The organism is Mycoplasma todarodis, assembly GCF_004335995.1.
Classification (GTDB): Bacteria; Bacillota_I; Bacilli_A; order Mycoplasmatales; family Metamycoplasmataceae; genus Mycoplasma_K; species Mycoplasma_K todarodis.
The window spans coordinates 14,233-38,980 of sequence record NZ_PSZP01000002.1 but is presented as its reverse complement, the minus strand read 5'-3'; the positions used below and the strand labels follow the sequence as shown (position 1 = coordinate 38,980).

17 protein-coding genes are annotated in these 24,748 nt (G+C 28.1%); 11 read left to right on the top strand and 6 right to left on the bottom strand.

What is annotated here, in order from left to right; genetic code table 4:
* Positions 1-37 precede the first annotated feature (37 nt).
* Complete coding sequence (locus tag C4B25_RS00445) at positions 38-856, top strand: Abi family protein (RefSeq protein WP_131613105.1); 819 nt, start codon at positions 38-40, stop codon at positions 854-856.
* On the opposite strand, the gene C4B25_RS00440 is transcribed toward C4B25_RS00445, so the two are convergent.
* Both C4B25_RS00440 and C4B25_RS00435 read right to left on the bottom strand, forming a co-directional pair.
* Positions 857-1,510 (bottom strand): hypothetical protein, encoded by a 654-nt coding sequence (locus tag C4B25_RS00440; RefSeq protein WP_131613104.1) that lies wholly within the window; start codon positions 1,508-1,510, stop codon positions 857-859.
* A gap of 297 nt (positions 1,511-1,807) precedes the next feature.
* Complete coding sequence (locus C4B25_RS00435) at positions 1,808-4,972, bottom strand: AAA domain-containing protein (RefSeq protein ID WP_168380649.1); 3,165 nt, start codon at positions 4,970-4,972, stop codon at positions 1,808-1,810.
* Positions 4,973-5,413: 441 nt separating this feature from the next.
* Between C4B25_RS00435 and C4B25_RS00430 the strand changes: the two genes are divergently transcribed.
* Together C4B25_RS00430 and C4B25_RS00425 are read left to right on the top strand one after the other, a co-directional pair.
* On the top strand, positions 5,414-6,763 hold the full coding sequence (locus C4B25_RS00430) for a DNA methyltransferase (protein ID WP_131613102.1): 1,350 nt from the start codon (positions 5,414-5,416) through the stop codon (positions 6,761-6,763).
* A 1-nt stretch (position 6,764) separates the two neighbouring features.
* Positions 6,765-7,868: a hypothetical protein gene (locus C4B25_RS00425; RefSeq protein ID WP_131613101.1), complete on the top strand. Its 1,104-nt coding sequence runs from the start codon at positions 6,765-6,767 to the stop codon at positions 7,866-7,868.
* Positions 7,869-8,244: 376 nt separating this feature from the next.
* Here C4B25_RS00425 and C4B25_RS00420 read toward each other — a convergent pair whose 3' ends face one another.
* Genes C4B25_RS00420 through C4B25_RS00410 form a run of 3 tightly spaced genes read right to left on the bottom strand, consistent with a single transcriptional unit; the run spans position 8,245 to position 10,675 of the window.
* On the bottom strand, positions 8,245-8,871 hold the full coding sequence (locus C4B25_RS00420; protein WP_131613100.1) for a hypothetical protein: 627 nt from the start codon (positions 8,869-8,871) through the stop codon (positions 8,245-8,247).
* Positions 8,871-9,434, bottom strand: coding sequence for a hypothetical protein (locus C4B25_RS00415; protein WP_131613099.1), 564 nt, complete (start codon positions 9,432-9,434; stop codon positions 8,871-8,873). The genes C4B25_RS00420 and C4B25_RS00415 overlap by 1 nt, the downstream gene beginning before the upstream one ends.
* Entirely contained in the window at positions 9,434-10,675 is a 1,242-nt protein-coding gene (locus tag C4B25_RS00410) for a GIY-YIG nuclease family protein (RefSeq protein ID WP_131613098.1), read from the bottom strand. The genes C4B25_RS00415 and C4B25_RS00410 overlap by 1 nt, the downstream gene beginning before the upstream one ends.
* Before the next feature lie 200 nt (positions 10,676-10,875).
* On the opposite strand from C4B25_RS00410, the gene C4B25_RS00405 reads away from it, so the two are divergent.
* The 6 genes from C4B25_RS00405 to C4B25_RS00380 all read left to right on the top strand — a co-directional run bounded on the left by C4B25_RS00405 (position 10,876) and on the right by C4B25_RS00380 (position 17,655).
* Positions 10,876-11,814, top strand: a complete 939-nt coding sequence (locus C4B25_RS00405) for a hypothetical protein (RefSeq protein WP_131613097.1) — start codon at positions 10,876-10,878, stop codon at positions 11,812-11,814.
* Positions 11,815-11,948: 134 nt separating this feature from the next.
* Positions 11,949-13,010 carry a hypothetical protein gene (locus C4B25_RS00400; RefSeq protein WP_131613096.1) on the top strand — a complete coding sequence of 354 codons (1,062 nt, stop codon included), beginning with the start codon at positions 11,949-11,951 and terminating at the stop codon, positions 13,008-13,010.
* Positions 13,011-13,524: 514 nt separating this feature from the next.
* A complete protein-coding gene (locus tag C4B25_RS00395) occupies positions 13,525-14,577 on the top strand; it encodes an RNA-binding domain-containing protein (protein WP_131613095.1) in 1,053 nt (350 codons plus the stop codon).
* Positions 14,577-15,686: a DUF262 domain-containing protein gene (locus C4B25_RS00390; RefSeq protein WP_131613094.1), complete on the top strand. Its 1,110-nt coding sequence runs from the start codon at positions 14,577-14,579 to the stop codon at positions 15,684-15,686. Before C4B25_RS00395 ends, C4B25_RS00390 begins: the two co-directional genes overlap by 1 nt.
* A gap of 335 nt (positions 15,687-16,021) precedes the next feature.
* Entirely contained in the window at positions 16,022-16,594 is a 573-nt protein-coding gene (locus C4B25_RS00385) for a hypothetical protein (RefSeq protein WP_131613093.1), read from the top strand.
* A gap of 530 nt (positions 16,595-17,124) precedes the next feature.
* A complete protein-coding gene (locus tag C4B25_RS00380; protein WP_131613092.1) occupies positions 17,125-17,655 on the top strand; it encodes a hypothetical protein in 531 nt (176 codons plus the stop codon).
* Positions 17,656-18,228: 573 nt separating this feature from the next.
* On the opposite strand, the gene C4B25_RS00375 is transcribed toward C4B25_RS00380, so the two are convergent.
* The gene (locus tag C4B25_RS00375) at positions 18,229-19,419 is read right to left on the bottom strand and encodes a DUF4357 domain-containing protein (RefSeq protein ID WP_168380648.1); all 1,191 of its coding nucleotides are present in this window, start codon (positions 19,417-19,419) and stop codon (positions 18,229-18,231) included.
* Between the two features lie 764 nt (positions 19,420-20,183).
* Between C4B25_RS00375 and C4B25_RS00370 the strand changes: the two genes are divergently transcribed.
* Positions 20,184-23,240 (top strand): type I restriction endonuclease subunit R, encoded by a 3,057-nt coding sequence (locus tag C4B25_RS00370; protein WP_168380647.1) that lies wholly within the window; start codon positions 20,184-20,186, stop codon positions 23,238-23,240.
* Positions 23,241-24,746, top strand: coding sequence for a type I restriction-modification system subunit M (locus C4B25_RS00365; RefSeq protein WP_131613089.1), 1,506 nt, complete (start codon positions 23,241-23,243; stop codon positions 24,744-24,746).
* Positions 24,747-24,748: the final 2 nt, after the last annotated feature.

Below are 24,748 nucleotides of genomic sequence, written 5' to 3'. Positions count from 1 at the left end.
GTTACTCAGTGTTTGTTTCTCTTGTTATAATTAATGTATGAAGTTAACCGAAGAACAATACAAACAAGAGATAAGAAAAATGCAAAATGAAGGTTTAATAATGAAAGAAAATTGCATAAGTAATTACCATCTTTCAAATAAACACAGTTCAAGATATATTTCCATCATCAAGTGATTAAAATCACGTAACCTAGACACTTCTTGTGAACTTGTTGAACAGTTATATAAAGCTGATGTAGTGATTAGGCGTCAATTATCAGAAATTTTAAAACCAATAGAGATTCAAATATCTTCCTGAGTAAAGTATTATTTTACATTCAACAATATTGGCATCAAAGAGTTATTAACCAAAGAAATTTATGAAGATATTGATGATTTTTCAATATATACATATAAAGAAAATAGTTTGAATTTTGTGCAAGGGAAATTAAAAAGAAAGAAGGGCGCACCACTTGATTCAACCATAGATGAGATGACGTTCGGAACTCTCGTTGGTTTGATTTGTTTAATGGATCCAAAACGTATAGAACTTATTTTTTCTGATGACGAATTTGCAATGACAAAAAAAGAGTTGACCAATATTTTGAATGAGATGGTTTGCTTGAGAAATTACATCTCACACAACAATGTTCTATTTTCAGATAAGAAACTCATTTTAAATAATAAATCTTTAAGTCTTAAAACTATAATTTATTCATTGGATAAAATTACATTAGGTTCATACTCTACAAAATTAAGAAAATACATTATTAATTACCAAGAATATTCTTATAAAAAGCTTTCAAATAAAACCTCAGTTGATAAACTGAAGTTTGATGCAATTTTTGAAAATATCCTTTCCCACCTATTAAAATAGTTAATCCATAACCTCATTAACGACTTCCACAAAGAATTGAGATGATGATCTATGATTGAGATCATCTTTTTTTACACCTCTATTCTCACATTTCCTTTCAAGGTATCTTTGTTTGATTTCTTGTATTTGATCTTTAGAAGCCTCTTTAAACTTGTCGTAAGCTTTATTGTATTTAGATAATGCTTCCCATTTGAAATAATCTTCTTTAGTTTTATCTGAAGATTTACCCCTGAGGATTTGTCTTGTATCATCTTTTTTTCTCAATATTGCCAAATCAAAGAAATGCACCAGTTTACCTTCATCGTCGCACTTATTTATAGTTATAACTGATGTTGATATTTTAGTTGTTCACGTTTCAGGGATTATTTCTTTTATCATCTCATTCAACTCATCTTTAAATTCCGGTTCTAATTTTTTGGCAGTTGGACTTAAAAATTCTAATTGAATATCGGTATCATACATTGAATTACCATGACGAAACACCATATTTCTTCTTGAACTACCTACAAGTCTTGACATGAATCCCTTCCTGTTATTTTCTTTAAGTTTTTTATTTAATTGTTTTAAGATATCTCAAATTTCCTTTCTTTGTTTCTTGGCAGTTTTCTTACCCACATATTTACATTTAGTATTCTCGCATTTTTTACATTCCATTTTTTCCTCCTTTGTATAATTGAAAAATAAAAATACAAGACAAAAAGCCTTGTATGAAAATTAGTTTGTGTTCGTTCCTCTTCCGAATTTATCGTCAGTTATTGATGGTTTATTCCCTGAATATTTTCGTTCGTTTTTGTTATCTTCAACCATTTTTACCTTATTCCTCAATTTACTTATCGTATATAAATTATAACACTCTTTTTAAAGGGTGCTGATTCACATTTAATTTTGGTGCATATTTCATAAAATTATAAATACTTCAATTTCCAACCACGTGGATTAAATTTAAATTAATTAGTGAATATTAACGATTATAGTTTTGATATTTTCTACTTCTATATCTTTACTTGTTTTTCAGTTCAATTCTGTAATTCTATATATAGGGTATCCCTTAGCTTCAATAAATCTTTGTCTTTCGATATCTTTTGTCATTTTTTCAAATCCAGAATGATACCTATATCCATCAACCTCAATGCCTAATTTGAATTCGCCAGTTTCACTATCTTTAATAACTATGTCAACTTTATAAGAACCAATAGAAAATTGAGTTTCTATGAAACAACTTTTTGGAATCTCTAAGTTGTTAATTAAGTAATCATAAACATCTTCTTCAAACTCTGAGTCAAATTGTTCTGATTCTTTATTTGAATCCAATAAATATGTTCTTCTGTTTGACTTTTGAAGTTCAAGATATACCAATCACTCTTTGAATATTCTCATGGAGTCATTGTTGCCGCTTAGATTGACTTCTTCGGGTTTAATAGACTTGAATACCACCATCTTCTCAACAGCTCTTGAAATAGCTACATTTAAAGCATTCTTACCTTCCGGTCTTGCGACGTATGTTGATCCTAGTCTAGCGTGTTTGTCATATGCTACAGAAACAATAACAAGATCTGCTTCATCACCTTGTATATTTTCTAAGTTTCTTAAATAAACTTTACCTTCTTTTAAAAGTTCTGGTATTTCAGAATATTCAGGAACGTTATAAATCATTGATTCAACAAATTGTTTTTGTGATGAGTTTAATGTTAATAAAATGATTGATTTGTATTCATCTTGAACTTCTAATAAATAATTTAAAGCACTTTTAGCTTCGAGTTCATTCGCTCTTGTTTCCCATTTACCATTGACATCATAAACTTCAATAGATTCTTCATTAATAAAGTCTTTGTTATCGATAACATCAAGTTCACCTTTATAAAACTCTTTTGATGAGAACATCATTAGATCGGATGATTTTGAACGATAATTCTTAGTCAACATATATTCCCTAGATGTTAAACCTTTTCTATATGCTAAATCAAGGATTGATTCTGCATCTACTTCAGTTTCCTCTTCTTGAATAGAATTATCCCTCGTTACCATTCAACTAGTTGGACGCATTTGTTGGTTATCACCAGCAATGATAGAAATATCCGCCATTGAAATATATGGAATCCCTTTTTCAACATGCATTTGAGATGCTTCATCAAAAATAGCATAGTGATACCTTCTGTCCATGTCGATGATAGATGCTAATGTTTGAGGTGTTGAAACAAATACATTATAAATTTCATGAATAATGTTCTTATGTTTATTAACAAATCTATAAGGTCTGCTCCATGCTGAATCACATGCTCTCAAGAATGATTTAACCGCCTTTTTCTTTTCCGGACTTTCTTTTTCAAGAATCAACATTTTTTCTCTAAATTTATACGCTAGTAAAGCTTCTAAGTAATCTTCATCAGATTTAAAATTACTCCTAGAGTTTTGATAACCTTTTTCAATGATTTTGTATTCATCTATGTTATTTAATATTTCAATATTTTGAACATTAGCTATAGCATTTAAAATATTTGCGTTGTAGTTATATTGTTTATAAAGTTTGATAATTCCACGAACATTTTTACTATATCTTTTAAAAAGTAATCCTTTTTTCTTAATTTTCATTTGATTTAAATTTTCTTCAATATCTTTACCTTGTTCAAGCGCAATTAAGATGTCCTTATTGTTATGAATCAAATCTTGATTTTTAATTAATAATTCAGGTTCTTTTTGTTCTATTGATAATTCGTTTCAAACCTTGCTTATACTTGTGATATCTTCATCTTTTAGGTGATTTTTAAGTTTTAGCATTTTTCACGATTCATTGTTCATTAGTGTTGAAGAGTCTTTTTCATCAACATAGGTTGCTTGTCTTGTTATAGTCGCAAACTCTTTGAAAGGTTTATAGAATAATTCTTTATTTGTATTCTTATCAGTTAGACCAAAGAACATAAATTTAGATAATTTACCCATACGTGATTGAATAACATCTAATGCCGCCTTTTTCTCTGAAGTAATTAAAGCACTTTCGTCTTTAGCAAGTATGTTAGCAACGATGTTGGAAATAACTTGAGATTTACCAGTTCCGGGAGGTCCTCATATAATTGAATTTTCTTTTAAGGAACCAACAATAGCTTTCTCTTGTGAAAAATCAGTTTGATTAATCCTAAAAATTGATTCTCCTTCTTCTAACTTTTGCATAACTTCACTTTTAAAATCTTTTAACTCATCTATATCTAGAATTTCATCCAATTGATCGTCAGCAATTAATTGTAAAAGCTTATCCCTAAGTCCACCACCAGCGGGAGAGAGGATAGATAAAAGGATTCCCGGCGCATATTGTAGATCTTGATTTACAACATCACCTTTTGCGCAAAATTCAAATTTACCTGGAAATTCTATAGTTTCCTCAATGATATCTTTCAATGATTCTTTATATATGTCACTTGCTTCCTTTAAAGAATATTTTGTCTCTTCATCCAATTTGGGAAGACTAAACTTATACTCATTTTGTAGTAAGAAAAGTAACTTTTGATTTATGTAAACAAAATCATCCATTGCTTTGATTTGAATTTTATTAGTCGGTGTTATTTCTATTGAAACCTTCTTCAATAATAATGGTGCATAATTTTTTGAAGAATAAGTCCTTACTTTAACAAACATTGATCCAACATATAGAGGTCAAGAGTTCTCTTGAACTTGTTTATCTAAATATTTATTTCTGAATAGTTTTCATTTTGCAACCTTTTTGTTTTTCGCTTTTTTAATTTTGAGAATAAGCTTTTCTTTATTGGTTTCAAAATTTTTTTCCAATAATTTCCTGTTAGCTATTGAGATTAATTCACCTTGAGAGTCAGCAACCTCAATAAACTCTTCCGAGTTCGTTGTTTTTTCTAATGCTTGAATGGTTAAATTATCTTTAATGCTTTTGATTTCCACTGTAAAAGTCTTACCTTCAAAAACCTTTTTATAATCACTTTCAGTCAATAGTGATTCAAGATCAAAATTATTTGTTCTGCTTGAAGTAAAAGTCGCATTATCCCTAGTTCCTATACCTAGTAAGTTGTTTAACATCTTTTTATATTCTGGTTTATTTTCCAATACTCTATCTATATCAACTAGAGCATGTTCGTTTTCATTGTATTTTTCCATGAAGTAATTATATAGCAGAGCTTTATAAAATAACTTTTTATTCTCATTGGTCATTTTTTTGGTGTTATCAGTATATCAATATCGAAAAATATTTATTGAAGTAGAAACAATTTGTTCTTACACTTATCTCCTTATTTTCAATAATTCTTTTTATTAATTTGGGTCTTATTTCTATATCTTTTTTAGTTGACGTAGGAGGTATAACATTTTCTTGTATATTAGGTATTGCCATAGGCATTAATTCAATACTTTCTTACTCCTAGTTTTTCTAATTTATGCACTTTTTGACAAAGTTAAAAATATATACATCTTACTTGAAGGTTGGCATATGTGATTCCCTTAATTTTGAAGCCTTGTAAAAATATTGCTTCATTCATATTTATTAAAAAAACTAAGCTAAGTTCTAGTTAGAAACAAAGACATTTGTGTATAATTTATTTTATGAATACTAAACTTGAAACATATAAAAAATTAAATGCTTTCCATAAATATTGAGGAAAGAAACCCAGGGATTTAAATGAATTTCTTATCAAAAATTTAACCAAAGAAAATGACTTAGTTATTGATCCATTTTTGGGCGCAGGACTCATTAGTAAAACCGCAATTGATTTAAAGCGAAATTTTATAGGCTATGATATAAATCCTTTTTCTATAGAATATGCTACTTTCTTAAATAATTTGCCAGCAGCAGAAAAATTTTTAGAATATTCCAATTACGTATTGCAAGAAGTTGAAAAAGAAATTAACGCAACATATACAATGTCCCATGGTTTAGCAACTCATTTTATTTGGGAAAATGATAAATTATTAAGATATTGAGTTGGTATAGGAAAAAACAAAAGAATTTTCAAACCTACAAAAGATGATGTTATAAAATCAACAAAATACATCGCGAAAAACATTGAATTAAGAGACTTCACTTTTTTTAACAACAATAAAATTAATGTGAGATCCCACTTTAAAAATCAACATCTTTTTTCTGATAGAGCTCTCATTAATATTGAAACATTATTAAACAAGATAAACATGATTGATGACCCAGAGATTAAGCGCGCATTAAAATTATGTTTAACTTCTTCATCTGGACAAATGTCTAAAATGGTTTTTGTATTAAATAAGAAAAAGGGGGATGGAACTTTTGCTGAACAAGTGGGTTCTTGAGCAATTGGATTATGAGTCCCTAAAAAACATTTTGAAATAAATGTTTTAAAGCTTTTTGATAAAAAAATTAAAAAATTATATAAAATTTTGAAAACAAAAAAGGAAACAAATTCACAAAATACCCTTAATTTAAAGTTGGGTTCTTGTCTTGATGAAATGAAAAAGCTTGGTTCTAACACACTTGACTTAATTATCACAGATCCACCCCATGGGAATAGGATACCTTATCTGGAATTATCTGATTTTTGGAATTCAATATTAGGTTTTAAACCCAATTTCAACAAAGAGATAGTAGTTTCATCCTCAAAAGAGCGACTGAAAACAATAGCTAATTTTAACTTGGATATGCATGAATTTATGGAAATTTCTTATAAAAAATTATCCGAAAGAGGTATATTGACAATCTTTTACAATTCAAAAAATAAAAATGAGTGGGATTTTTTAAAAAATAATAAATTCTTTTTTTTAGGAAGTGCCAAGTGTATTTATTCATCTAATTCTTTAGTCCAAAGAAATAGGAGTGGAGCTATGAAATATGATTATATTTTATTCTTCTCAAAAACAAAACAGGAATTGCCGGACAATATCCAAAAATTACCTGGATGAACAAAAAAATTCCCGGAGGTATAGAATGAAAAAAAATTATAACCAAAAATACGAAGAATATGAATCTTTATTTAAAAAGAGTAAACTCAATGAAATCAATGAGACTGAGTTGGGGCATAGGTGACTCAAAATAAGATCTTTTAGTAGAAAACAAAACTTGATGGCATTAATACAAAATATCAAAAGGATTGAGGTTAAAAAAGGAATAAGACAAAGAGAATTAGCTCAATTAATTTTTTCTTCAGATATTTCACAAAATGAAATAGATGATTTTATAGAAAAACAATTTAACAAAGGTATTGATTTAAATGATTGAACTCTTGAGAAACTTAAGGAAGATTTAGGAAGATTAGAAAGTTATCAATGATCAGGTATCTTCGATAACAATTTAGATAAAGACATCGTTAATAATTTTGTCAAAAAAGATTCTAGCTTCTCAAAATTTGAATCACATTTCGTCGAAATACAGGAAAAAGCAAAAAATTATGCAATATCATCTTGATATAATAATTGAACAACAATTTTTATTGAGAATATATTCAATACTCAGCCAATTATAACTCCGGCAATAGGTCGTATAAAATCAATAGATTTTTTTGTTGATAAAACACCTTATGATTTAAAGGTTACAATGCTGCCCAACAAATTTGTAAATGAAAAGAGAAGAGAAAAGGGTTTAAAATCAGAAGAATCAATTTTAAGAAAATGGAATAAACACAATAATAATCTAGTGGATATAACTAATTTAAAATCCTTACAAGTAGTTCAGTTAATTTGGGATAAAATCTTAATTTCAGACAATAACCAGAAAAGAACTGAAATTATGAATGATATCTTAAATTTTAGGGAAAAGTTAGCAAAAGAAGTTTCAATGGATCCTAGTGAATTAATGCAATGATTATATGAAGAACAAGGAGCGGGGAGATTTGATGCTTCTAATAGGTTTTTCTTAATACTCATCAATGAAGAGAATCCTTGAGAGTCTTGAAAATTAAAAGCGCAATTTGACTTATTAAATTCTAAAGTTACTGATTATTTTGCTAGTGATAATGTTGAATATGTCATTAATTTTAATTGAGAGGGCGCAACTCATAAAGTAAAATCTCGATTATTAATAATTAAAAAATAATCCTCCAAAATAGAACACCACTCAAATGATGCGATAAATTTAAAAGTAGATACACAAAAGCACCAACTTTAACTGGTGCTTTTGTGTATCTACTTTTTTCCATTCATTCGGTATGCAACATCTATCATTTAATTAAATGATGTTTTTTACTGGAATACGCAGAATAGTCGGAGTATAAAATACTACCAAATCTAAGTTCTATTTTTGGTTAAAGTAACAGAAACTGCTCTTGTACTTATCTTTTTATCTTTAATAGTTCTGTTCTATTTAATAATTAAGATTCCATTTCTATATCTTGTTTAGTTAAATTATTGGATGTTTTATTTTTGAGCGCTTAATTAACTCTAATAAAATAAAAAATACTCTTTTGAGTATTTTAGAATGTTATTGCGCTTGAATTCTCAATAGGATTTTCAATAACGTAGTTAGCTAAAAGAATCGCCTTTAAAACTTCAGCCTCAATGGCATCAATTCAAATATCATCATTATTATATTCAAATATTACAAAACATCTATTTTCATCTACGAATGTTTCTACTTTTGTAGTTAAAAAGTTTTTATATAGATATCTTCTTTTACCACTTATTAAATTATTAGTTTCAACAACTATTGCTTTATTAGTAACTCACACAACGCCTTCACCTTCTAATGTTGTTTTTTCTCTTCCGCTTGCCAATATTTTTCTCTTTATGAAAGTTCCTTTGGTTTTAAATAAAAGAGTTTCATTTTTTGGTAAGAATAATGAGTCATAATTATCTTTTTGAATGGTATTTATACCTTCTTGATCAATTTCTTTTTTTGTTTCTTGTATCAAGAATTCGAAATCTTCTTTTCTTTTTTGAAGAGCCAATTTTCTTCTTTGTTCCTCTTCATTTTGAAGTCTAATTCTTTCTTGTTGTTTTTTATAATTCCAATAAATACCAACAGCTGCCAAAGCAAATAAAAATATAAAGAACAAAACCCCTAAAATGATTTGTGTTTTATCAATGTTTAAAAAATTCATTAAAACGAAATTGAAGTTTCTTCTTTCATAGGATTATTTTTTAAGAAAAATGCTTTAACAATAACTTTTAATTGTTGTTCATCAACTTCGATTACAATTCTATTTTTTTGGTTGTAGTTGAATTCAAGTCTATTACCGTATTCACTTGGAAATATATTTGGTAAATATTCCATAATGTTTTTATATAGATATCTTCTTTTTCCGCTTTTTAAATCTAGTGTTTCAATTGTCAATGCTTTATCACTAACAAGTAATCTACCACTTCCTTCTATTGTTGTTTTTGTGTTACCGCTTGCTAATATTTTGTGTTTTTTTATAGTTAAAATCGTTTCATCATATAGTATTTCATTTTTCGGTAAAAAGTATTCTGCCAGGCTATCTTTTTTAATTGAACTCACACCTTCATCAGACAACTCTTTATAAACTTTATTTATTAACTTTTGGATTCTTTCTGTGTTTTCTTTTATTCTTTTTGATTTAGCATATTGCATATAACCAAAAACTCCACCACTCAAAATAATAAAAATAACTATGAGAATTATTGCAATTACAAAAAAGTTCATTATTCAACCTCCTCTTCAAGTGTTAATCTATATTGTATAGCTTCAGGTTCATCAATTCATTTCACTGAAGTATCAGTAATTTTATTTGTTGCTATTTTAATGTCTTCAAGCGATGTTCTAAAGAATTCTTTTCTTGTATTAACTTTATTAACACGTTCGTTTGTAAAGTATTTATGTAATGCAGTTTCTAGTTTAAACGCTTGTTCCGATCAGATTAATGCATGTTTATCAAATGGGAAAGGAACTGATGCTGATGAAAGCTCCCTAATCCTTACTTCAGGTTCAAGACGTCTAGTTACACCTATTTTATAAACCTCTTCACCAAATGACCCTATATTTGAAATTATGTACACATATCCAGCACCAGTCTGCGCTAAACGTTCTTGTAATTCCTCTTCTTCATTATTTAATTCTGCTATTTTTTGTTTTAGAGCTTCAATCTCCGCATCCTTATCAGAAGATTCTTTTGAGCTTTGTTTATAAATTTCAGCAATTCTCAACTCGTATTTTTCAACTTCCTTGTTGATTTTTTCTTTTTCTCGTTCAATTTCACGTTGAACTTTCTTCTCTTCTTGAATTCTTTCTCTTTCTTGTCTTGCTTCTTCTCTGTCATTTTCTTTTTGAAGATTCATTTTTATAACCATTTTAAATGAGTTAAGTATTTCAAGCTTAAACTCTTCTGAGATTTCAACATTTAATGGAGATAATATTTTATTAACCTTGTCGAATTCTTTATCAAATTTGATTAACTGCTTTTCGTAATTACCTTGTGTTGTACTTTTGAATTGTATATTTGCAATATTGTTTAAATGGATAATACCCAACTTAGTTAAATCTTTTTGTAATTTAATACCTTTACGTTCATTTCCACCCAATTTCATAGGTGTATTAATTACAATAATTTCTTGTGATTTTGACAATACGCTTAAGTCTTTCCTTTGTTTATCTCATTCTTCTATATAGTTGTTATGAATGAAATCAACTTTCGGATTATAAATACCAAATTCAACATCATCACTGATTCCTTCAATGAATGACATTTCCCTTCTTTTAACCTCTAAAATTTCTTCCATATTTTGAATTTCTGAAAGTATACTTTGTTTTTCTTCTTCCAAAATATCGTTATTTGTATTTTCAACAATACTTTGTAGCGCTTTATTCTTTTCTTCGACTTCAATCAACTTATTCTTTAATTTGTTATTTTCTTGAGTCAAATTTTCAATAATATCTTTTTTTCTCATGTTTACCTTTGTATTTTTACCTTTTATTTTTTTATGCTATTACTTCGTATTTTAGAATTATATACATTTTAATACTATGCAATAAAATTATTATTTAAAAAAACAAATCAACCAATGTGTTTATTCCAACTAATTCAGAAACATAACATTAAACCTTCAACATTGAAGGGTATAATTTTATAAATTCAAAGGAGAAGCAAATGAAAATAACAAAAAAGATTGGTTTTGGAGCTTTAACACTTTTAACAACAACGGTTGCACCATTAGTAACTGTTGTTTCTTGTGGTGATAGCAATGAAGATAAAACAAAGAAAGTTGAAACAAACATCAAGAATTCTACACACAAATTAATTAAAGGTTTGTTTTGAAATGCCAAAATTGAAAAACACCCATCAAATAAAAAGGGAGATGTAGTTATTCCAATTAACTTAAATCAAAAGAATGAAAAAATCATGATGGACTACGGTACAAATGAATACGATTTCATTTACAACAAATTAGAGACAACCACCCTTAAGAATGCATTCATTATATTGGACAATCCTTCCGAAGGAGCAAAGTTAATTGAAGAGTATAAAAATGATCTAGATAATTTAGATAACCTTGGATTATCTGTTAGGCAATTAGTTGAAGATATTATGCCAAATCTATTTAACTCTATTAATTCTTTTAAATATGAATTAACTTTCAAAAAGAAAGATGGAACAACTATAAAACAAAAAATAGATGTTACCAAGGAGTTCAAGAGTCGTTTAGAGTTTACACAATACGTAACATATGCAACTAAAATGAACATACGAAAAGCGGAACTGGATAACATAAAGAGAGATATTGACCAATCTTTATGAACAGTTGAAAATTCAGATCGTTATGACTTAAGTGAAACTTATCAAGAAATAGAAGACTCTTATCAAGTATTAGAAAAAGCAAAAGCAAAAGATGCATGAATGAAACTAATTAAAGTAAGAGAAGACATGATTCAATCTCACCTTGGTTTTGCTAAATTAGATATTTTTAAAACCAAAGCCAAAGAAGAGAATGTTGATGCAACTTCTATGATCAAAGATATCTTTGACATTGATAAAGATAAACAAAATAATGCAAACATGAAAAAAGAAGCTGAATATAAATTTAGATAATTAAAAACGGGAATCCCGTTTTTTGTTTTTCACAATGTTCACCCAACCTTCAATTACCCCAAAGAATTAATCGTGCTCCATTGTGTGATAAAATTTTGTTAATAAAGATTCGAAAGAGAATCCAAGGGAGAAGAATGAAAAAAGCCAAAAAAATTTCTATGGGAGTACTTGCATCAGTTGTTGTAGCAACACCTATGATCGCTATATCATGTGGTGACAATAACTCATCGGAAAAAGAACAATTAAAACGAGAAAAGCAAAGACAAGAAAATAAAAAGCATGCTGCTGAACTAAGAAAAATCAAAGAAGAAAAAGAAAGAAAAGCCAAGGAAGCTGAACAAAAAGCTGAAAAAGAACGTATTGCAAAAGAAAAAGCAAACTTAGCAGAAGAAAGAGATTATTTACAAGATTCAGTCTATAAGAACCTTAAAAAGAAAGTTGAAGATTTTATAAACGATCCAAATAAAAATATTGAACTGGATACCTTGAAAAAAGCATCAGAAATCAAGATCGATTCCTTAATTGATTTAGAAGAAAAAATTAATGTTCAATGATCATTAAATGATGACTTCGATGCTTCATTTATGACAATATCACTTATCACCACAGGAGATTCTACTGGTTTAATCACTATAGAAATAACATTAGTTACAAAAGGTGCCACTAACCCAACTTCAAAATCTATAAAATTAACAATTCAACACATTAGTGATGCCGAAGTCAAAAAGAATGTTGAGTGAGATAATCAACGAAGAGCTGAAGCTGAAAAGAAACAAGCTGAAAATAGGGCTCATGAGAAGGAAATGATTCACAACGGATATGAGCGTATAGGTGATACCTATGAAGTTTGATACGACAAGAAAACAAAAACTTTCATAGATGAATACGAAGGAAACTGAAACCTTCATGAATTAACAAGAACCAATGAAAAACGTTATACATATGGACTTACCAATATATTTGATCACTATTCAAGCATGCCCATTGAGCACATCATCGTTCCTAATGCGACATCTTTATCTGGTTATTTAGCAGATGATGCAAGTGCTCTTTATGGTTCTCATTTCCTTAAACTTAATTTAAAAAGAACATTAAAAAGCTTTAAGGCTAAAAAAGCAACAAAAATCACAAGTGGAAATTTATTTGAGAATTTTATAAATCCTATAAATAAAGTAATGCCAAACATAAAGAATTAAATCAAAAGTTCGATACTTTTCCATCAGTTAATTACATTGCTATTGACGGATTAGGAATTAATGGATTAATTAAAACCAAAATTCAAAATTAGAACAACCAAACAATACCCATCGAGGTATTGTTTTATTTTTAAATTATTTAATGTTCATGATTAGTTTTATCTACCTTACGTAATTGATTAAAGCAAGTTTTTTCTTTATAACTTTAAATTAAAATAACAGAGACCAACTCTCGTAATTATCTTTTTATCCTAAAAAGTTCTATTTAATAATTGAGATCCTTATGCATTATTTAGTTGGGTATTGTTTTATTGTCATAAAATGTGATTTAAAAACTTTTTTATGTGGATTCAACAAAAAATAAGGAAAAATGCCATTAAAAATGTGGATTCAACAAAAAAATCTTTTTTTAGTTTTAATATTTGAAAACTGAATATAAAATGTGGATTCAACAAAAAATAAGGAAAAATGCTATTAAAAATGTGGATTCAACAAAAAATGCTATAATTTAAATATGATTAAAATTAAAAAACCTGAAGGCCAAACAATTGAATATAAAAGGGATTTTCAATCGCAATATAAAAAGGAACTATTCGCAATGTTGAATAGTGCAGAACTTGGAACTGAAGTAACCTTATATATTGGGGTAAATGATGATGGTACTTTAAATGATGATTATAAACCAAAGGACCCCTCGGAAATCCAGGACTTATTTATCGCAATATTCCAAGAGAATGGCATTGAACATTCCATAGAAAACTTAAGCAATGGAGGCGTTGCAATAAATGCCATATCAAATAAAACCTTACTTTTATATAAGGGTAAAATTTACAATAGAAGCGGTTCAACTACTTCGATAATAAAAGAAGGGCAATACAAAAAGATTATTACTGATAAAGAGATAGAATTGTTAACACCCACTAAAAATAAATACGATATTTCTAATTTCTCAAAACTTGAAGAATTTTTAGCAAATAAAGGAATTGATGAATCAATTATTGAATTCTTAGAAGGTTCTGTATGTGTAATGACAAAGAAAGATAAGATTACAACCACCTTAGCAAATTTTGTTTCGGATGACTCTAATTTAAGTGTCGACATCAACGGAGTTAAACATACTGGTCCAATTTTTGAATTGATAGAGTTATGTATTAGAAAACTTTTATCTAACGCAAATATTAAAAACATTTCAAAAGATCGAACAACCAGAAAAACTATTATAGAAGAAAATCCAAATGTGCCAGAAATAATAAGAGAAATGGTTTCTAATTTATTTTCGCACAGTCGTTTTAAACTAATGAATGGAGAGAATGTGCTTTGAATAAAATTTAAAGAATTTGAATTTACTTGCATTAATTTCCACATAAATCAAATGATGCAATCACAAATAGAGAGAGGGGCACTGCCCGTCATAACATTAAATCAACCGTTGGTAAATCTTTTGAGACGTTTAAGATTGACAGAAACTAGGGGCATTGGTTTCAAAACATTTCAAGAAAACCAAAAATACATCACTTACAACATAACTTCTAATCAATTTAAAATAACATACAAGGGGGATTTATAATGAGAAGAGCTGAAACAACAATTATGGGGATGTCAATACTCCAGCTTTTAAATCAATATAAAAATGGTTTAATTCTTTTCAATGAAGAGTATCAAAGGGATTTTATTTGAAAGGATGAATATAAGCATGAGTTGATATTAACGATTTTTAAAAATTTTCCTATTGGAACAATTATTATTTATGATAATCTTTTGGAAAAAGAGGTTGTTGACGGGATGCAACGTTTGAGTACAATAAGTGCTTTTGTTAACGATTTATTAATATTGCCCAATACCATTTCTAGAGAGATAATAAAAGATAATATACAATTCATTGAAAATGAAAATACAAAAGAAGCAAACGATATTCTAAAAAAATACTTTTCCAATAAAAACATTAGACTAAAATACTCCAAATTACCTTTGGGTTTAAAAAGTTTGTTTGATATTTTTCAAGTTTCCACAACCACCATTACACACACAACATACGAGAGTGTTAGAAGGTACTTTGTAAAGGTTCAAAACCAAGAGAAGTTGAAAGCAGGAGAAATTATAAGATCCCTACCAAATAATAAACTGGTAAGAATCATTAGAGAAATGCCCATCAAAGAATTCTCCGAAGCTATTTCATTCAATAATAAAAGAAGTGAAATAGAAAAACTATTAATTGCGTTCCATGGCATCTATAACAAGAAATTGGGATTAAACACTCCCGACAAAAGAATAATAAGTTACGCCAACAAAGAAACGGAAGTTTCCAACCTTTTTGTTAGAAGGTGCAATATCCTTTTTAAGGATATCCTAAGTAAAAAAGAGGAGATTATAAATAGTTCTTCAATAAAAACGAAAGCAGAGTTAAAAACACTCTTTTTATCAAGAATACTTTCAAATAAAACTGAAATTGTTGAGATAACCAACTTAATAAAATCAATTAAAAAGTTTATTTCAGATACTAAATTTGTTAATTCAAACAGTCCAATTTCTTTAGAAATAAGACAAGAATTCATGAAGAACGAACCTTTAAAATTTAAAGTAACCAGAATGTTTAAGGGTCAACATTCCCCGGACGACGTTTGAGAAATGGTTGGAACTTTAAATGAAATATTGCTTTCTCAAATTTCAGAGGTGTAATTATAGAGTTATATGCTTTTAGCATTAGCTTTTTGCGGTTAAACGAAAACGAAAATCACTTCAAAGGCTTAATCGAGTACAAAAAACACCTTACACCAATAAAACATCATTTTTGATGTTTTATTTTTTAAAAAATACACAATTTGTTTTAAGATGTTTTATTTTTCGTGCTCCAATATTGCCGAGCACACACTTTAAAAAGTTTTAACATTTAAATCGAATTAATTTTAGAGATGCCATAAAGATTAAAAAGTGATTAAACAATATAAAAAACTAATGCAATAACATCTTTAAAAATATTTCAAACCCCTATGATTCTAATTGTATAATTTATTATGATTAAGAAATTCAACCTACAAAAAGAGTATAAGAAAGTTTTAAATGATGTTTTGATTTTCCAAGAAAAACAAGTGAGAATAATGGAAACAAAATTAGAATCTAACAGACTTGCAAATATCTCAGTATATTCCACAACTGATTTCGTCGAAGAAGGTGACTTCATCAAAGATATGCAAAGATTCAAAAACTTAAGAAAAATTTATGATGTAGTTGACGCAAAATATTTAACATTAATTGGCGAATTAATTTCCAATTCATTAATATATATCTACTCTATATTGCACAGTAAATCCCAACGTTCAGATAATAAAAATGCAAAGAAATTATTGAATCACTATTCAAATCACACTTCAAGAGAACTCTTTTTTATTGATGTTTGAATTCGAAATCGTAATTCATGAGTTCACGAAGGAAAACTTGCTGACATACCGAAAGATGAAATTTTAAAGGGTCTTGGTACTGATAAAATCAAAATTGATGAAATGATTAAATGTGTTATTAAGATCTTTAAAAAAATAAACATTGACTACCCGGGTCAAAAATTAGAAATAAGCATCCCAAATGATTAATCACAAAAATGAAAATATAACAATGGCGCCTTTTTGTGTTTAAATAAACCTCTTTATTGAAATTTAAATATTAGAAAGGGTGTGATGTGATTGGATAAAACTATTTATTCAAAAAATAGTTCAAGCACCAACAATAAATGCAACCGAAACACTATTGTTTAAATGAAATTCTAGATTGGTTGCTAATTATTTTAAATCTTCAATATTAAGAACTTCAGTTGCTATCCATTATCCAAAAATCACAACAAACTTTAATACAATCAGATGAAATAAAGACCCTCACTGCAATATGTAGAATCATATGAATATAAAAAAACATCAATTAATTTGATGTTTTTTTATTGAAGTAACAGAAACTAGCTCTTGTACTTATCCTTTTATCTTTAATAGTTCTATTTAATAATTGAGTTCCTATTTCTATATCTTGTTTAGTTAAATTATTAAGTATTTTATGCGTGCATATATTTAGGAATGAATTCATTACATTAAATAGATTTTATCAAACTCTAAAAAAGTGCAATAATTAATATATGATTACTGATTCAGAAACTATAAGAACCTTACTTTTCCAAGAGGTAACATCAAAAAATAAAAATTTTAATACATTTTGTACCATTGCGGATAGCTTATTTGAACGTGCTCAGTTTTTTGAATATACAAGGTTCCCAACGATTTTTTCGGATGAAAGTGGCGCAATTTTATTTTATGCAAATGCAGGAATAGTTGTAGAGTGTTATGAAACAATAAAGAAGCTCCTTGATAAACAGCACGAATTCTCTTCAAATAGTTATCAATTTCATAATTTCCTTAAGTTTAATGAATGAGATACAACTGATTTACACTTTATTAAAAACATAAGAAAAATTATTATACATCCTAACATCTACAGCAAGGGAAAGGGTAGGAGTTGGATAACTAAAGAAACCGGTTCAACAATATATGGTTATTTTTATGATGGAGCTATTCAATATAATTATAATAATGTAGTGCCTACTTGTGATGTCATTAAGGATATTGTTAAAAATATTTACACAAATATAATATCTATGTTGACCAAATAACAAAAAATCAATCACAAAAGTGTGGATTATTCTTTTGTGATTGATTTTTATACTTTTCTACTTAACTTTATTAAACAGATATATTAACTAAAGATATTATTCCATTGAAGTTATTCAAGCATCTAAGGATTATGTGTTTTATGAAGCAATGAATATTTACTCATAAATAGAATTGAAACCATGGAATTTATAACTGTTAATACCTGTGTTATTCACCAACCGAAAATCTTAAAGAGTTTTGCAGAATTACACATTTCTACGGTTTTGAAAGATGTTTTTTATAGAAGGTTATGATTTTCCGCACAAAATATTTTGTCCTACATTTAAAATTTCAAATAAAAAAGAGACCTTATTAAAGGATATCTTTTTGGTCGTTAACTTTTAAGAATATTGCAGTATTTTGTTGCTGTACTCCAGGTGCTGTGTGAGATGCGGAAAGTTTAACTATTGAAGTGCCTACTTTTAATTTTGAGCATCCAAAGATTATCAAATTAACTCCATATCCACCTGTAGCTTGATAAGTATAAATTTCATTACTATTTTTATTTCCCCTCCTATTTTCACCTCCATAGTTTAATCCTCATCTTTCTTAGATATGAAGAAACAAGGATTTGCCCCTTTATTATAAGAAACATCTAGACCTTCATAATCTTTCAATAATTCCTTGTCTTCTTCATGCACTTTGAACATAACTCTATTGTTGTGTTCCGGCATGTGTGTGTAACCCTTGATCTTATACGCTTTGTTTATTGTTCTTTTACCTTCTACAATTGGGGCAAAAGCAAGAACTTCAGCTTTAAGCAATCTCTCTTCACTTATTCTTCAATAACCTAAGTGGTAATTCATATCTGGATTATCATTAATTTTTAATACTATAGTTTCATAAGGAACTTCTGGAACATCTTTTAAAATTTCTTCCCTAATTTCAGTTAATAACTTTCCATCTTTTTTTATTCTTCATGTAACTCACCCATTTGTAGCACTCCCTCTAAATATACATGCTGCAGAAGAAGGATTTTTGAATTGATGCGCTTTCAAAAATTTTAAAATATTATCTTTTATTTCGATAACATCATTTTCTAGAAGTCTATTAATTATGTTTTGTGAATATTTATGTTCTTTATTGAATTTAGTTGTATCTGCATATGACCCCTCATTAACAATGATAGCTCCATTGATATAAATACCCTCCGCAAATGCATTAGCGGTTTTGTAATATACCTCCAATGATTCTTTATTAGAGGTAATCCTTGTTATTGTTTCTTCATTAATGGCGTTAAGATCTCATTTAAGCAACTTTAGGGCTGATTTGATATCTTCTAAATCATCTTTCAATTCTAATACATCAACGTAGCTTAAATTATGTTTAAAACCAGCAGTTTTGTTGAACGTTTTAATACCCGACTCATTGAATAACTCTATCAATTCTTTTTCTATTCATTGAATCTGCGTTTTATTGAATGGGTTAGATGAATCAGTGGATGTTATTGCTATAACCCTTTCCATTCACTCCATTTTTTCTTCGTTTTTCATATGTCCACCAGTAATCCTTTTGATTATATTGGTTGATTCGCCTATATAAGGTTTTGAATCTTCATTACCAAGAAGGATATAAATTCCTGGTGTACCTGAGTCCAATATTTCTTCTGGCATATTATGTATTTCAGTTAAGTTAAATTCAACAGCTTGTATTTTTGATTTCGTTTGCTGAATAACTTGAATTGAGTCATCATCGTTTATTTGTATAAAATTAAATCTTTTCATTTTAGGTTCCTTTTTTATATTATTTTTAATATTGCAAATATTATAAGGAAAATATTTCTTCATTTCGGAATATTACCTTTTATAAAAAATAATTGATGCAATAAAGATATGCCTACCTAGAAATTGGAGATTAGACCGATAATATTGCATCACGAAATAAAATAACATCTTATTCAAGGCGTGTGTTGTTCTATTATTCTTTAAAGTGTAGAAAGCGCCTTCTGCATTCATCTTTTTATCTTGAGTGATTATGTTATATTTAATATTTTAAATTCTATGATATATCTTGTTTAGTTATGTTGTCAAGTGTTTGATTTCTTTTATTGCTAACCCCATTGCTTTTATGGTAATAAAGTAAATGATAAAAGGAAGTGGAAATTATTTGATTATAAATATGTCCAAAATTAAAAACACGTATAGTTAATTACAATTTTTAGAAAACCTCGAATATTAATACGGGAATTAATTAATGCAGTATGCGTTTAGACTTTGTAAGATTCACCTTGAGAAATGAGAAAATAACATTTTAACATTACCCTTTATTCCTAGTTCTATTTTCATCTTTTCTTCTATGTATTTTTGTTTTAACTCTATTGGTTTATCCCAAAATTATATTGCGATAGAAGATATTCTCTTACGGATGATAAAAAGACTAATTTATAAAAATAAAACAATAAGTAAAAACACTATATTAATGAGGTGTTTTTTTATTTTGTTGATTAATCATTAATTGTTAACAGTGTATTAATTCTATTATCAAACATTTGAAGTATAATATTTCTATGAAAAACTTACTGACCGAAAAACAATTTGAAGATAATTTAATACATGAATTACACACCCTAGACTGAGATACAAGCTATAATTTTAAAAGAATTAACAAAAAGGAAGTTATTGATTTTGAATTATTGAAAAATAAACTCATCTCAATCAATAAAATAAACGACAAACTTGCTACCAAAGCTATTCTTGAAATAAAAAAAATTACAGGTGCAGCTATTGAACAAAATATAATTGGTTTTGATTTTATTTCTAATGGTATTAAAATTTATGATAACGAAAGAAAAAGAACGATAACAATTAAACTTATTTCCGATAAATTAGACGAGAATTATTTTGGAATTATAAGACAATTCAAGGTGATGAATACGGAAGGGGAATCTCGATTTCCGGATGTTGTTTGTTTTATAAATGGATTACCTATAATAATTTGTGAATTGAAAGCACCCAATGCACAAGAAGGAATACAAGAAGCGTTTCAACAAAATGAGTCACTAAAATGACATTCGCCTCAACTTTTTGCCTTTCATATTTTTTCTTTTATTTCTAATAATCTAAACTCAAAATATGGTTCATTAACTTCGACTTTTAAAAGATACTTTAATTTAGGTAAGTGGAGCAGTACTTGCAATCCTCTAAAAAAGATTTTTAATTTAGAAGTAATAATGAAATTTATTAATATATTTTCATTTTATGATGATAAAAAAGAAGTAAAATATATAGCTGCCCAACATCAAATAGAAGCTGTACAAAATACTATTAAAAAAATGAAATATGGAGATCATAAGGGGGGAGTTGTTTGACATACACAAGGTTCAGGTAAGTCAGTCACTATGTTGATGCTTACAAAAGCAATAATACAAAATTTTAATTATGCCACCACCTTAATTATTACCGATAGAAATTCTTTAAATAAACAACTTTTATCTAGATTCAATAATGCTCAAGGATATTTATTAAGTAGTCCACAAGAAATACAATCCAGAAATGATCTTATAAATAAATTGAATGATAAAAAGCACTTCGGGATATTTTTTACAACTGTGCAAAAATTCTCAGGAGATACTGGCGAACTTTCTAAAAGAGATGATATTTTTATATTAATCGATGAAGCTCACAGAACTCAAAATAATATTGAAGGGACAAGAATCTTAGATACCAAATCACAAGAATTTATAGTTAAGTTTGGTTTTGCTAAATTTATGAGAAATGCTTTCCCAAATGCTATTTTAACTGGTTTTACAGGAACACCATTGATGGGCGATAAAGCTACCACTGAAGTTTTTGGTGGCTATAATCATAAATACTCCATGCAAGATTCTATTAGAGATGAATCTACCGTACCTATTTTCTATGAATCTAGAAGACTTGAATTAAAACTCAATGAAGATTACGTAGAGATGATGGATAATATACAACAAAATTACGCTAAAACATTAGTTGATAATGATATACAATCCGAACAAAAAATGAACACTCTTTTAAAATCAATTCAAATTAAAAAAATATTAGAGGATCCCAAAGTAATTACCGCTAAAACGAAGGATATACTTTTACATTTGTCTAAAAGAGGTAAAGTACTCCATGGCAAAGCAATGATTGTAGCTTCCTCAAGGAAAGCAGCATTAATTTATTATAGAGAAATTTTAAAGCATGAGCCAAAAAGAGAAGAAGAAACCATTTTGGTTATGACAATTAATAACAAGGACCCGAAAGAATATCATGATTGCGTTGTACCAGAACACGACTTAGAAGGTGTTGCATCTGAATTTAGAAAAGCGAATTCAAAGTATAAAATAGCTATCGTTGTGGATAAATGATTAACTGGTTTTGATGTGCCTGATTTAGATGTGTTATATATTGATAAAATCATCAAATGACACAACTTAATGCAAGCAATCGCTCGTGTTAATAGGGTTTTTGAGGATGGAAATGTTTCAAAAAATTCCGGATTAATTGTTGATTACTTGGGTATTTGAAAATATCTTAGCGATGCATTGATACAATATGCTGGCAGACATGCTGACGAAGTTGATATCATACCCAATGATTTAAAAAAAGCTAAAATAAAATTAATTGACGAAATTGATATTGTTAATGAAAAATTCATCAAAAACATCCATCATTTTCCGTTATTAAATCAAAAAGAACAATATCATTTTATAATGGATTCATTAGAAAATATCTTAGCCATGAATCAAGATGAAAAGAACAAATTCATTTTAAAAGCACGAGGTATATCGAGATTAATAAAAATATCCTTTACAATTATAAATAATGATTTATCAACCATTGCTAAATGTATTTCGCTAATAAACTCACTAATGTCAACCCATAATACACGAGATGATGAAGATTTAAAAATAACTATAGAAAATATAAATGATGCAATAGAAAAATCCATTGATGTTGATGTTTCAGAAATAAGAATTAAATCAACAAATATTTCTAAGGATATAAATAAAGTAACTTCTTTATTGGAAGATGAAGCTAAACAACTTATATCAAATAATCCAAATGTTGCAAAGAAACTTTTGGTTGACGCTATAAACGGGAAGATAGCAATAGTAAAGAAATTTAGACCTATATTTGCAAAGAAAATATCAGATAAATTAAGGGATATCTTAAGTAAGTTAGAAAGAGATGAAAAATTACAAAGAGTTATAGAAATGTTATTAAATCTTTCAAAGGAGATAACTGACAAACTCGAAGAAACTCCCGAATTCAACGATCCTCATTTACAAGCTTTTTTTACCATACTTTCCGATGACGAATTCTTGCAAACACATCAAAATTCAGAGGTTTTAAGAGCTATAGCAAAAGATTTGATGAGCGTTGTCAAAGAAAATATAACCGATCAATTCTATAAAAACAGTAAGGTAAAATTAAAAATTCAATTTTCATTAATGAAAATTTTGAAAGATAAATATAACTATCCACCAAAGGGTGCTAAAGGAATTTCCGGAATCCTCATCGATAGAATATCCAAAATAATTTCTTTTAATAGTAATTATTTTGTAAATAAAAAGGAGATTATATAAATGAACATACAGCAAATAGAAAGTAAATTATGGAGTGCAGCAAATCAATTGAGAGGGAATATGTCTGCCGAGGAGTATATGCATGTAATACTTGGGATTTTATCCTTAAAATATATTTCAGATAAATATGACGTAGCAATTAAAAAATTGGATGAAGATGGTTTTTCGATTAATGACTTATCTCAAGAAATGTTTTATGCAGAATATAATGCTTTTAAAGTTTCTAGCAAATCTCATTGAAACAACATAATGAAGTTTGCTTCAAATAATGAGGTTGGAGAGAAAATGGATGAAGCTTTTATTGAGTTGGAAAAAGATAATCCCATGTTATCTGGTATTTTTAATAAAAATTATAACAGCGAAGGGATTGATCAAAATAGACTTGGCGAAGTTGTAAAGATATTTTCAGGAGAAGACTTCACACATTCAGGAGAAGACATAATAGGTAAAATTTATGAGTTTTTCTTAAACCATTTCTTTAAAGATCGTGGACAAAAAGGAGGGGAATTTTATACTCCTAAAACTATTGTCGGACTAATAGTTAACTTGATAAAGCCATTAAAGGGAAGTATCTATGATCCAGCTTGTGGTACAGGAGGGATGCTAATCCAAGCCAAAAGATTCATTGAGGAGCACGATGGAAACATAGATGAAGTTTCCATGTATGGTCAAGAGTATAATAATGTAACGTGGAAATTAGCAAAATTAAACCTTATTTTAAACGGTTTTCCACTTATTGATAATAATGGTGATGGAGTACTTGGTAATAAATCAGCTGACACTTTTGCCGTAGATCAACATTCAATTTCAAAATTTGATTACATCATGGCTAACCCTCCATTTAATCTTAAGAATTGAGAACGGAAACTTGATGACCCTAGATGACAATGAGGAACACCACCAAAAGGTAATGCAAACTATGGTTGGTTATCTCACATAGTTTCTAAATTATCTTCAAAGGGTAAAGCAGGTGTTGTATTAGCAAACGGTTCTTTATCTTCTTCTGGAAAAGAAGAATTAAATATAAGAAAACAACTTGTCGATGAGAATAAGGTTGACGCTATTATTGCACTACCGGATAAATTATTCTATACAGTAAGTATCCCAGCATGTATTTGGATTTTTAATAATGATAAAAAAACAAAAGATATTTTAATGGTTGATGCATCAAAAATGACTGGTAAAATGCTTTCGAAGAAATTGAGGGAATTAACAACTCCAGAAATCAACAAGATTAATTCTGAGTATGAAAAACATCAGAAAGGGATTAAGTCAGAAATTTTAGAATTTTCTAAATCAATATCTAAAGAAGAATTAGAACAAAATAATTACTCTTTCGTTCCTGGCAGATATGTAGGTGTAGAAGAAGTGGTGATAGATATCGAAGCTGCAAAAAAAGAAGTGGAGAAGATATCGATTGAATTAGATGAGTTACTTGAAGAATTCAATAACACACTTCCTTCAGTTAAAGAAAGTATTCAAAAAGCACTAAACTTGAAAAAGTAATA